Source organism: Cellvibrio fontiphilus (assembly GCF_042646205.1).
GTDB lineage: Bacteria > Pseudomonadota > Gammaproteobacteria > Pseudomonadales > Cellvibrionaceae > Cellvibrio > Cellvibrio fontiphilus_A.
In genome coordinates, this window is sequence record NZ_JBHRTF010000004.1 from 103,287 (window position 1) to 115,970 (window position 12,684).

At 48.8% G+C, this 12,684-nt stretch carries 8 protein-coding genes; all 8 read left to right on the forward strand.

The genetic code is table 11. The features are described from left to right. Positions 1-38: 38 nt before the first annotated feature. On the forward strand, positions 39-911 hold the full coding sequence (locus ACFODX_RS09135) for a MurR/RpiR family transcriptional regulator (RefSeq protein ID WP_378118306.1): 873 nt from the start codon (positions 39-41) through the stop codon (positions 909-911). Positions 912-928: 17 nt separating this feature from the next. Further along, positions 929-2,395 carry an N-acyl-D-amino-acid deacylase family protein gene (locus ACFODX_RS09140; protein WP_378118308.1) on the forward strand — a complete coding sequence of 489 codons (1,467 nt, stop codon included), beginning with the start codon at positions 929-931 and terminating at the stop codon, positions 2,393-2,395. A 113-nt stretch (positions 2,396-2,508) separates the two neighbouring features. Beyond that, a complete protein-coding gene (locus ACFODX_RS09145; RefSeq protein ID WP_378118310.1) occupies positions 2,509-2,904 on the forward strand; it encodes a RidA family protein in 396 nt (131 codons plus the stop codon). A 23-nt stretch (positions 2,905-2,927) separates the two neighbouring features. Next, positions 2,928-5,324: a beta-N-acetylhexosaminidase gene (locus ACFODX_RS09150; RefSeq protein WP_378118312.1), complete on the forward strand. Its 2,397-nt coding sequence runs from the start codon at positions 2,928-2,930 to the stop codon at positions 5,322-5,324. A gap of 207 nt (positions 5,325-5,531) precedes the next feature. Further along, on the forward strand, positions 5,532-6,362 hold the full coding sequence (locus tag ACFODX_RS09155) for a helix-turn-helix domain-containing protein (protein ID WP_378118314.1): 831 nt from the start codon (positions 5,532-5,534) through the stop codon (positions 6,360-6,362). Between the two features lie 304 nt (positions 6,363-6,666). Next, positions 6,667-9,972, forward strand: coding sequence for a TonB-dependent receptor (locus ACFODX_RS09160; protein WP_378118316.1), 3,306 nt, complete (start codon positions 6,667-6,669; stop codon positions 9,970-9,972). A gap of 139 nt (positions 9,973-10,111) precedes the next feature. Next, positions 10,112-11,647, forward strand: a complete 1,536-nt coding sequence (locus tag ACFODX_RS09165) for a tryptophan halogenase family protein (protein WP_378118318.1) — start codon at positions 10,112-10,114, stop codon at positions 11,645-11,647. Next, positions 11,648-12,664: a cupin-like domain-containing protein gene (locus ACFODX_RS09170; RefSeq protein ID WP_378118321.1), complete on the forward strand. Its 1,017-nt coding sequence runs from the start codon at positions 11,648-11,650 to the stop codon at positions 12,662-12,664. Positions 12,665-12,684: the final 20 nt, after the last annotated feature.

The window sequence follows — 12,684 nt, forward strand, 5'->3', positions numbered from 1 at the left end:
CCGCTGCAAGCGCTAACAGAAACAATCAAGTGAAAAATATGACTGCACTTTTCGATATTGTTTACCACATTCGCTCCAATCGCGACCGGCTGTCCGCTACTGAACAAAAAGTCGCGGATATTATTCTGGAGGATATTGCGTTTGCAGCTTCTGCCAGCATTGATCAACTCGCGGCAAAAACCAACGTGAGCATCGCCACTATTTCACGCTTTGCCAAATCGGTTGGGTGCGATGATATTCGCGATTTAAAATTAAAACTCGCACAAGCCAGTGCCGTGGGTACGCGCTTTTTGGCGGAGATTCCTGCACTGGAGGAAAGCGCTTTCTATTCACAAATTTGCAGCGAAGTAGAATCCACCCTGCGCGCGAATCTCGTGCGTTTTGTGGAGGCAGATTTTCGCAGTGCTGCACAATTACTGAATAATGCGCGACTGATTTATGTGGGCGGCATGGGCGGTGCATCCACCATGCTGGCAGATGAAGTGCAATTTCGTATCGCACGCCTGGGCATTGCGGTAACGGCTTATCACGATCCTGTCTTGCTGCGCATGTTTGCCGCGACACTCACCGAAAAAGACGTGTTGGTATTGCTCTCGATTACTGGGGTCACGCCCGAATTATTGGAAGTGGCCGATATCGCGCGCGAGTACGGTGCGCAAATTATTGTGCTCTCCGCGCCCGATTCTCCACTCGCGCAAAAAGCCAGTTTATTTATTCCAATCGTCACCGAAGAGACGGATTTTATTTACAAACCTTCAGCGTCGCGCTACGGCATGTTACTCGCGATAGATTTGTTGGCGACTGAGTTGGCATTGGTGCGCAAAACCGAGAGCAAGGAATTATTGCGCCGGGTGAAGTTTGCGCTGGATGAATATCGCGGCGGCGACAACCGTTTGCCGCTCGGCGACTAAACCAAGGGAAGCGAATAATGCAGGCGGTGAAATTCGATTGTGTCATTTACAACGCACTTATTCTGGATGGCTCAGGCGCTAGCGCGGTGCGCGGTGATTTGGCAATTCACAATGGAAAAATCGCCGCGCTCGGTGACCTTGCCAATGCCGAATCTCACCAGCGTTTTGATGCCCAGGGTTGGGTATTGGCACCGGGTTTTATCGATGTGCACACCCACGACGATATTCAAGTCATTCGCACACCTAATATGCTGCCCAAAATTTCCCAGGGCATTACCACTGTAATAGTGGGCAATTGCGGTATTAGTGCCAGCCCGGTCACCTTAAAAAATGGGCTGCCGGATCCAATGAACTTGCTCGGCACAACAGAAGATTTTTGTTTTCCTGATCTGGCAAGTTACAAACAAGCCGTGAATAAAATGGTGCCCGCTGTGAATGTGGCTGCGCTGATTGGTCACACGGCTTTGCGCAACAACCATATGGATAGTTTGGATCGCAGTGCCAGTGATTCTGAAATTACCGCCATGCGTGAGCAGTTGCGCGCAGCCTTAAATGAAGGTGCGCTGGGTTTATCCACCGGCCTTGCCTATGCCTCGGCAATTTCCAGCAGCACCGATGAAGTAAAACAATTGGCGCAGGAATTAGCGGCAGCGGGTGCCATTTACACCACCCATTTGCGCACCGAGTTTGATGAAATTATCGCGGCGTTAGATGAAGCCTTTGCCATAGGGCAGAGCGCCAAAGCCCCGGTGATTGTGTCGCATTTGAAATGCGCTGGTGCCGGCAACTGGGGGCGCAGTGGCGAAGTGCTGCAAAAAATTGAACAGTCAGCCGCAACACATCCCATTGGCTGTGACTGTTATCCCTACAGTGCCAGTTCATCCACTCTGGATTTACAACAGGTCACCAGCGATTTCGATATCGTCATTACCTGGAGCAAGCCGCACCCGGAACAGGGTGGCAAAAAACTCGCCGACATTGCGCGCGAATGGAATACCGATTTGCACAGCGCTGCCCAACAATTGCAACCCGCTGGCGCTGTGTATTACGGCATGAGCGAAGCGGATGTGCAAAACATACTCGCACACCCACTCACCATGATTGGTTCCGATGGGCTGCCCGTAGACCCGCTGCCGCACCCGCGTTTGTGGGGCGCCTTCCCGCGTGTGCTGGGGCATTACAGTCGCGACTTAAAATTATTTGAACTCGCTGAAGCGGTGCGCAAAATGACACGCTTATCAGCAGATCGTTTTGGATTGGATGATCGCGGTCGCATTGAAATTGGCGCAGCGGCGGATCTGGTTATCTTTGATCCCGCAACAATAAAAGATACAGCAACATTCGCACAGCCACAGCAATTAGCCGAAGGTATTCAGGCCGTGTGGGTAAATGGTGTACTGACTTATCACAACAAGAAAATTACCGGTAAACGCGCAGGAAAGTTTTTGGAAAAGCAGCGGGATTTACGTATCGGATTTTATTAGCTTAACCCCCCCCCTAGCCCCCCCCCCCTTGATAAGGGGGGGCTAGGGGGGGTTAAGCTCCCTTGATAAGACGGTGTAAGCGAAGCGATAAATTACTTAAAGAGAAAAACAAAATGTCAGCAATAAAACGTTACGGTGTTGAAGGTGGTAAAGGAACCGGTGGTCAGCATTTACCCTTTGCGCGAGCAGTAGAGGCCGATGGTTGGTTATATGTATCCGGTCAAGTGCCCATGGTGAATGGTGAAGTCATTGAGGGTGGCATTATCGCCCAATCACATCAGGCGATTAAAAATGTTATCGCGATTTTGAGTGAGGCCGGTTACGGCGTGGAAGATGTGGTGCGTTGCGGAGTATGGCTGGATGACCCGCGCGACTTTATGTCATTCAACCGCGTGTTTATGGAATATTTTGGCGAAAATCCACCCGCGCGCGCCTGTGTAGTATCCAGCATGGTGGTGGATTGCAAAGTGGAAGTGGATTGTGTGGCCTACAAAAAATCTAACCAATAATGTAGTTATTTAATAACAGTGGAATGAATTTTATGTGGCGTGTGTTGTTGTTTTTATTCTGTGGTGGTTTAGCACTGGTGGCGGTCGCGCAAGAATCCGCGCTGCCGCTTATGCCCTATCCACAACAACTCACACATCACAGCGATAAACCTGCGCTGGTGTTAGGAAAAAACTGGACGCTTGCAGTTAAGGGGGAAAAATCCCGCGAGCTGGATGCTGCACTTAAGCGCTTTGCAGATCGTGTCGAACGGCAAACCGGCACTGCAATTCGTTTCAAAAACACCGGTGAAAATAATGCACAGCTGCTGATAGCGATTAAAGAGTTCACGCCCATGTCTCCCTTTATTAAGGACTGGGATGAATCCTATGAATTAGGTATTAACCATCAGCAAATAACACTCAGTGCCAAACAAACCCTGGGCATTCTGCGCGGCCTGGAAACCTTGTTGCAATTAATTGGGCTGCAAGAAAAAACAATTCAACTGCCGCAAGTAGCGATAAATGATTTTCCCCGTTTTAAGTGGCGCGGTTTACTGCTGGATACCTCACGCCACTTTTTTTCAGTGGATACCATCAAGCGTCAGCTCGATGCCATGGCTGCTGCAAAATACAATATTTTTCACTGGCATTTAACCGACGACCAAGGCTGGCGTTTTGAATCCAAACGCTACCCCAAGTTGCAGCAATTAGCCTCGGACGGTGAGTTTTACACCCAAGCGCAAATGCGCGATATTGTTGCCTACGCCCAGGCCCGCGGCATTCAGGTTTTACCGGAAATTGATGTGCCGGGGCACGCCAGTGCGATTGCGGTGGCCTACCCGGAATTAATGTCTGCCCCCGGCCCCTATGTCATGGAATATCGCTGGGGTGTACACAAGCCCACACTCAACCCTGCCAATGAAAAAGTCTATGAATTTGTGGATGCATTGGTTGCAGAAGCCAAAGCGATCTTTCCCTTTGAGTATTTGCATATTGGCGGCGACGAAGTAGATCCCGAACACTGGAATAACAATGCCGATATTCAAGCGTTTATGCGCGCTAACAAGATTAAGGACAGTGAAGCACTGCAGGCATATTTTAATCAGCGTGTGCAAAAAATATTGCAGAAGCATCAACGCCATATGATTGGCTGGGATGAAATTCTTCACCCTGAGTTGCCATCCAATATCGTCATCCAATCATGGCGCGGACAAGACGGCGTCAATCAAGCGGCAGCTGCTGGTTTTCAAACGATTTTATCCACGGGTTATTATTTGGATCAGCCGCAAACAGCGGCGTATCACTATCGCAATGATCCACTGCCATCAGTGCCGGATGAAAATTCATTTAGCGGTTTGATCGAAAATAAAAAAGTGGCCGAAACAATCGCCAGTTGGTCATTTGAATTGCCGCGTAAACGCGGGAGTCCGGTCACAGGTAGTTTTAGTTTGATTAATGGAAGTAAGGGTTTTATTGATTTTGCCGGTAAATCGCGCCGCGCGGTAACTGTTCAACTGTGGACAAAAAGTGCGGCGGTTTTTTCGCTGGATAGCTGGATGGGGCCGGTTGAATTTCGTGTGGAATTTATTGGCGATGAGGTGCAGGGCAGGGCGATAGTGGGCAATGCCCCCTACCGGTTGAGCGGTAAAAAAATTGCACCACAAGTGATGGCAAAAACTCAATTAATGATTCCTACAGGTGCACAGGCGCAGGCATTGGTTTTGGGGGGCGAAGCAGCATTATGGGCTGAAATAGTGGATGAGCAGTCAATTGATATACGTATTTGGCCGCGCGCCTTTGTGATCGCGGAACGCCTCTGGTCGGCGCAAGAATTGCAGGATGAAAACGCCATGTACTTGCGCAAAAATGCGGTGGCTAATTGGGCAGAGGTTTCCACCGGCTTATTGCATCGCGTGCAAAGCCAGCAGGCACTGGAAAAATTATTTGGTAAAGGGTCACTGACGGCTGTGTCAGCGTTTATTGAATTATTGCAGCCCGCTTATTACTACCATCGCCAGCATGAAAAATCGGCATATGAAACTTATTCCAAGGCTGATCCGCTCAATCGTTTGGCGGATGCTTTGCCTGCAGAGAACGAGCGCCTGCGACAATTTGAACGGCAATTGGAGCTCTGGTTACAAAACCCCGGGTTCACTGACAATTACCAATATTTGAATGCTGAGTTGCAGCGCTGGGTTAACTTGCATCAAGCGCTGATTCCCTATTTTAAAGAGCAGTTGTGGTTGGTGCCCCTGGCAGCGAAAAACAAAGAGCTGATTGTATTAACACAAGAACTTTTGCGTTTAGTGCATGAGCGGCAAAATATATCTGCTGTGCAAAAAGCACAATTGCAAAAGCGCCTGTTAGCTTACTCACAGATAGAACAGGAAATGATATTTGCGCTGGTATTTTCAGCACAAAAAATTCTGGATTCACTGTAATTTCCCTGCGCAAAAAGAATTGAGTGGGAAAATTTGTAAATTTGTTTGACAACGTTGTCCTTTCGCGCTTAAGTAGCCCTTGCCGGAGGCAACCAGATTGCGCAGGAATCAAAAAATAATTAACGGAGCGCAGCTTGTCACTGACGGCTGCACCAGGCGTTAGCCAGCTCCATGCGTTGCGGCTTAATTTGCCTATGGGTAACTCAAATGTTTGAGCTTGCACTGCCAGTCATTAAAGACCTGTCACTGCTAATGAGCGGTGCCCTGGTATTGATACTGGTGGGTTTATTAATAATGCGCCCACAGAGTAGCGCGTTGCGCCTTGCCTATGGCGGCTGCCTGTTGCTGTTTTTTGCGCTGGGTGTAGTGCGCATGCTCGCCGCTTTATTGCACTGGGATATAGCCATGCATGCGGCGCTGTTGCTGGTGATTAATAACCTGTTGTTTATGTTTGCCTTTGTCTGTTTTTGGTTTGGCCCGCGCTTTTTTACCAAGGTGCAAGCGGTTCAAAAAAATGCTGCAGTATCAAGTGGCGTTGCCACCAAAAACAGCGCCTTGTTTTCTGCGGTTGATGCAGCGCCGCAACCGGTTATGGATCAAACTCACAACCCTAACCCGGCAATGGAAAGCGAGCAGGCACACGCCGATGTGCAGCCCCAGCTGGCAGCAAAACTAACCGAATTTATGCGCACCCATAAACCCTATTTGGAACCGCATATCACCGTAGAGCGGTTGGCGATTAAATTAAATGTATCGCCAAAGCTATTGTCGGCAACGATTAATAGTGAATTGCAGATGAATTTTTTTGAATTGATTAGCAACTACCGGGTAGTGGAGGCAAAGCAGCGTCTGGCGGATGCCAGCCTGCAGGAAAAACCCATTTGCGAAATTATGAAAAGCTGTGGTTTTAACAGTAAATCGGTTTTCAATCAGGCCTTTAAAAAATCCGTTGGCGTCACGCCCAGTATATACAGGCTGCAGTGTGCACAAGTGAATTGCCACCCACCTGTGGAGCGCCTGGAGCAACGGAATTATTAGTGAGGGCAACACCCTTTAATGGGTTGCATCAAGTAACTTTTTTTGAATTTGTTAGCGTTCGACTTTTGGTAAAAACGGTACGACTTTGGTTTTGCTGTGGCACTTGAAAAAACAGAATGCTAGCGTCGGAATTTGCGCTTTAACAACAAAATACAGGCATTTTTGTTTGCCATTTACGGTTTCTTGTAAAGGGTTTGGACAGAAAAAGTGCCGCAGGTGCAAATGGGGAAAGGCGTCGGTTTTATAAAGTGTTAGCCCTTTATAAATGCCGGTTTTTGACGAAAAAAATGAGAAGGGGTTACTTATGTTTAACAGCAAAAAAGGTGCGGCAGTAATGTCAGGCACTCACTTTAAACGCTCACTGCTTGCAGCATCGATTATGGCGCTCAGTGTGCCATCGTTTGCGCAAACCAATAATGCTGCCACGGCCGAAGTAGAAGAGGTTGTGGTAACAGGCATGCGCAACAGTATAAATACCGCGCAGGAATTAAAACGTAATTCCGATACGGTAGTGGATGTGATTACCGCTACTGATATTGGCGCACTACCAGACAAGTCTGTCACCGAAGCGCTGCAGCGTGTACCCGGTGTTACTATCGAACGTTTTGCATCTTCTGATGACCCAAAACACTATGCCGATGAAGGAACCGGAGTATTGGTGCGCGGTTTGGATCGCGTGCGCTCTGAAGTGAATGGTCGCGATGCCTTCAGTGCAAACCCCTGGGGCGGATTAAACTATGAGGATTTCCCGGCGGAATTATTGGGTGCGGTTGAGGTTGTAAAAAACCAAACTGCTGACCGTATCTCCGGCGGTATTGCCGGTACCGTTAACCTGATTACGCGCAAACCGTTTGATTCCGATGAGCGTTTGTTGTCAGTGAACGCCAAAGCCAACTACGGCGATTATCGTGAAGAACTCACTCCCTCGTTCTCTGCTTTATTTGCGGATAACTGGGAAACCAGTGCCGGTAAATTCGGATTTTTATTAGCGGGTTCCCACTCCGAATACCAAACGCGCGGCGATGGTGTTGGTTTGGGTAACTTCCACAGTCGCGGTGTGATAGACACCTTTTCCTACGATGAGTGGGGCACACCCACCCCCGGTGTAGTCGCTGGTCAATATTCACAGCCTTGTATTCCCGGTGATCCAGGCTGGCGCGCCTGTAGTGCCGCGCAATTGCAAAACGGTGCAAAACAATATTCACCGGATGATGCTGCCGCTTACGTTCCCCCTTATGAAGGCGAGGCATTGGAAGGGCAGCCCGAAGGTGTAACCTGGTATGCGCCAGCCAACTATCATGTGAGCATGGCGGAAAATGATCGCAAGCGCACTGGTTTTACAACATCGGCGCAGTGGCAAAATGCCGATGAAACTATTACCGCCACTCTCGAACATATTAATTCCAAAGCTTCATTGGATTGGCGCGAGCGTGTGATCGCCTCCGGTGATCGCGGCTTCCTGCCTTACGTGCCCAACACTATCCAATGGTTTGATGAAGCGGAAGATGGTCATCCACTCACTGTAGACAAAAATGGTTTCCTCACCTCGGGTGTGGGTCGCGCTAATCACCCGGAAATGCCATTACAATTCCGCTCGCGTTACAACTACAACGAAAATACTGTTGAAGATACCTCCTTCAGTCTCACACTTAAACCGACTGAGCGTTTAACCGCGAGTTTTGATTTTCAGCATGTGGATTCCGAACAAGTTGTTCACAACTACGGTTTGACCTCGCGCATTAACGGCAACCAAACTGCCGTTAACGCGCCTTTTTTCATGGATTTGCGCGGTTCAAACCCCACCATTGAATTCCTGAATGAAAATGTGTCTTTCCCGGCAGATGTTGCAGAAAACACCAATCCGATTTTGCGTTTGGCGAGTGGTATGCAACAGGAAGTTCATGCGACGGCAAAATCCGACAGCGTTAAATTAAATCTGCAATACGATTTGGATGGTGTGATCACCGCAGTAAAAACCGGTCTTTATTATTCCGATAAAGATTTGAATATGGGTGACACCGAATACGAAGGTTGGCAGGCACTGGGAACGCCCTGGAATGCGCAGGCGTCTTACAATGCATCACCCCAAGCGGCACCGCAATTATTTGAACGTGTGAGTTTTGCCGATCAATACAATGGCAAAGTAGTGAAGGGTGAATACAACAGTTTCCTCTTCCCCAAAATGGAATTGGTTGAAAATTATATCCAGACCCTGCGCGATGGTTGCGGCAGCTGGAGTGCCGCGGGTAATGCTATGGGGCCAACCAAAGCCGGCGTTGCCAACTGCGCGGTTCCCTATGAGGATTTGGCGGATCGTGTATACAGCCATTTTGCGCCACGTCACCTGAGTTCAACTAATGAAGAGCGCACCGAGTTTTATGTGCGTGCTGATTTTGAATTTGATGAATTGGCGGTGCCGGTAAAAGGTAATGTGGGTTTGCGCCATGTGACTTATCAATTGGAATCTACCGGTGGTATGACTTTGCCTGCTGCTTCACGCCGCGGCACCAATCCATCGCAATCGCTTTACCAAGTGATGCAACAAAAATATCCGAGTATTTTTGCGCTGGCTTCCGGCGAAGCAATTTCCAGCACGGTGAAAGGCACAGATTACGACACAGTATTGCCGAGTTTGAATATGAGCTTTGGTGTGGCGGATGATGTGGTTGTGCGTTTTGGTGCATCAAAAGGTTTGTATTACCCAACCCTGCTGGATGCGCGCAACAGCATGGTAGTGAGTCTGGATTACACCGAAGTTTTGCAAAATCCTAACGCCGGTAAAGACGATGATCCAACCAGTGCCAACTACAATCCAGTGGTGGATTTAACCAATATCGAAGTCAGTGCAAACGCGCGCAACGCATACCTTGAGCCGGAAGAATCAGTGAATTTTGATTTGACCACCGAGTGGTATTTTGCCGAGGCAGGTTCATTGGCCGTTGGGCTGTTCCACAAAGATTTGGACAACATTATTCGCAATAAACAATTTGATTTGGAAATTGATTACGCCGGTAATTCTTATCCGGTTTCGGCCTACGGCCCTGACAATACCGGTTCAGGAACCATTCGCGGTGTCGAATTCTCCTACTCACAGTTTTACGATATGTTGCCCGGCGCCTGGAGTGGTTTGGGCTTGCAGTTGAACTTTACTTACATCGACCAAAATGGTTTGGAAGATCCTAACGTGAATCCATCCGAACCGATTCGCTACAACGGTGCCGGTGTGCCTATCACCGATAATCGCAACAGCTTCCGCACCTTTACCGGTTTGCCGCTGCAAGGTTATTCGAATGAAAACCTGAACATTGTGGGCATGTACGAATACAACGATATTTCCTTCCGCCTCGCGTACACCTGGCGTTCGGAATATCTGCTCACTATGCGTGAGTCAGAAGAATTTGTACCGGCTTACGCTGAAGCGCAGGGCATGGTGGATGCGAGTTTGTATTACACCATCAATGACACCTGGAAAGTGGGTCTTGAAGGCAGCAACCTGTTGAATGCCGAAACCAAAACCCAGTATCAATTGAATCAGGCTGGCGATAGAACCGATGCATTAAGTTTCACTACGGATCGTCGTTATGCTTTGAGTGTGCGCGCGACTTTTTAATGGAGAGATTTGCATTGATAAGTTGTAGCCAAGAGGGCTAGTAAGCAAAAGCGCGCCGCAAAATTGCGGCGCGCTTTTGTGGTTTTTATCGCTGGCTAGAGTTAATTGTGTGTATCACCCATCATCAAAGACGCGGCCTATGCAAAATACCCTGACATCCATTTGTATTCTTGGTGGCGGCACTGCCGGCTGGATGGCGGCCACCTTGTTGTCTTCGTCACTGCAGGGCAGCGGTATCAAAATAACCCTGGTTGAATCGCCGGATATAGCCACCATTGGTGTGGGCGAATCCACTGTGCCATCGATGATGGAATTTTTGCGCGTCTGTCAGATTGATTTAAAAGCATTTATGCAAGCGACTGCAGCAAGTTTTAAATTGGGTATTCGTTTTGCCGATTGGACAACACCGGGTGATGCTTTTTTTCATCCCTTTGGTGCCGTAGGGCAAGACTTGCAGGGTTTTGATTTTTATCAGGCCTGGTTAAAAACTACCGCCGATAATTCGGCTACGCGCTGGCTGGATCACTCCCCCAGTGCGGTGATGGCGGAACATAATCGTTTTATGTTGCGCTCGCCCCAAGCGCAGCACTGGGTCTTACAAAATTACAGTTATGCCCTGCATTTGGATGCGGTGTTAGCGGCGCGTTATTTACGCGATATTGCAATCGCCCGTGGAGTTGAACGTATTGAAGCAACTGTCGATCAGGTAATTGTCGATGAGCGCCAATTTATTCAATCCCTGCTATTAACCAACGGCCATTGCGTTGGCAGCGATTTTTTTATCGATTGCACCGGCTTTCAAGCGCTGTTAATCAAGGGAGCGCTGGGAATAGGCTACGAAAATTGGAGCCACTATTTACCCTGTGATCGCGCCGTAGCGGTGCAAAGCGAAAACACGGCGGCACCCGTACCCTACACCCTGGCAACTGCGCGCGACGCCGGTTGGACCTGGAAAATTCCATTGCAACATCGCACCGGCAATGGATATGTATTTGCCAGTCGCTATTGTTCCGACGATCAAGCCGTTAATACCTTGCTCGGGGCGGTGCAGGGGCAATTATTAAACGAGCCGCGAATTATTCCTTTTGTCACCGGCCGGCGCCAAAAAATTTGGCACAACAATTGTTTGGCTCTGGGGCTGGCCTCCGGATTTTTGGAACCGCTGGAATCCACCGCGATTCATTTGATCTACAAAACCTTGATCCGGTTTATCAGTGATTTTCCTGACCGGGATTTTGATGTGGCCGCCGAGGCCTCGTTTAATCAAAAAATAAATAGTGATTACGCTGAAATTCGCGATTTTATTATTTTGCATTACTGCACCAGCGGGCGCAGCGATACGGAGTTCTGGCGCTGGTGTAACACTATGCCCCTGCCGGATTCTCTGCGTGAAACCCTGCAGCGCTTTCACGCGCGCGGTCAAATCAACCACACGGCGGAACAGTTTTTTAGCAAGGACAGCTGGTTTTCTATATTGGAAGGCATGCACCAGCGGCCACACAAGTGCCATCCACTGATGCATGCTTTTAATACCACCCAGCTGTCTACTTCATTGCGCGAAAGCGCTGCAAATATTCATGCAACGGTGATGCAAATGCCATTACATGCGGATTACTTAAGCAAACATTGTGCGGCTACTATGCAAAACCATAAGCTGTTTGAGGGTCAGTATTAAATGGCCATTTATAAAGCCCTTCCTGAATTTCACGGCCTGGCTACCGAACAGTTTTTTGCCGAGTACGCCCCGCGCGCGCAACCCCTGGTTATTCGCGGTTTTGCACAGCAGTGGCCACTGGTGGCTGCTGCAAAAATATCGCCCGAAGGTTTTGTGAATTATTTATTGCGTTTTTATCAGGGTAAAAAAGCGCGCATTTTTGTGGCGCCACCCGCAGCGAATAAACGTTTTTATTACAACGAAGCTATGACCGGCGTAAATTACCTGAGCGGTGAAGAGCGGCTGGATTTATTTTTGGGGCGTTTATTGGAATTGCTGCCCAGAGCAGAATATCCCGCCATTTCTTTGCAGAATTCGTTGATTGAAGAATTGCTGCCCGGTTTGGTCAGTGAAAATCCAACCGGTTATTTTCCCGATGTGATGCCGCGTTTGTGGATTGGCAACGAGGGAATTGTAAGTGCGCATTATGACGGCGCTGATAATATCGCTTGTGTTGTGGCCGGGCGCCGCCGTTTTATTCTTTTTCCGCCGGAGCAAACGGCCAACCTTTATCCCGGGCCGCTCAATTTTACCCCTGCCGGTGCACCTACCAGCATGGTCGATTTGAATGCGCCCGATGTTAATCGCTACCCGAATTTTTCCATCGCACTGGCAAATGCCTACAGCGTGGAGCTGGAACCGGGCGATGCGATTTTTATTCCCATGCTCTGGTGGCATCACGTGGAGTCATTGGAAAAAGTAAATGCGCTGATGAATTACTGGTGGAATGGCTCTTCATCGCCACATGCCATATCGCCCAGCCCGATTGACAGTTTAAACATAGCACTGCTTGCCATGCGCGATTTAACGCCGGCACAGCGCAACGCCTGGCGCCAGATGTTTGACCATTATTTATTTAAGCAGGGCGTTGATCCGGCCAGTTATATTCCCGAGCACCAGCAGCATTTATTGGGAAAACTGGAGCCTGATTATATTCGCGCAATTAAAGATTATTTTATTGAAAAGCTTAAAAAATAATAAACCCCACACTAATAATT